General features: G+C 29.0%; 1 protein-coding gene. It reads left to right on the forward strand.

Going from position 1 to position 262, the window contains the following annotated elements; genetic code table 11:
* Positions 1-10: 10 nt before the first annotated feature.
* Positions 11-262, forward strand: a 252-nt coding sequence (locus SB659_RS19815; RefSeq protein ID WP_410551652.1) for a hypothetical protein, incomplete at its 3' end; no start/stop codon positions are given.

Below are 262 nucleotides of genomic sequence, written 5' to 3' on the forward strand. Positions count from 1 at the left end.
TGAAAGCAAAATGAAATTTTCTGCAGACAACCTGATTGATAAGATTGGAAAAAAAATGATCATCAATCCAATGCTATTTTTAAATAAAAATTCTAACGAATTTGATCAGACAGAAGCCAGAAAATATCCTATAGATTTTTTATCGCCTTATACAAAAGTAAAGAAGATAATTCTTGAGATTCCGGAAGGCTATAGCATAGAAGAAATGCCTAAAAATAAAAGAATTGTAACTGAAGATAAAGAGATAGAATACAGTTATGCG

The sequence above is a fragment of the Arthrobacter sp. SIMBA_036 genome (assembly GCF_046535135.1).
GTDB lineage: Bacteria > Actinomycetota > Actinomycetes > Actinomycetales > Micrococcaceae > Arthrobacter.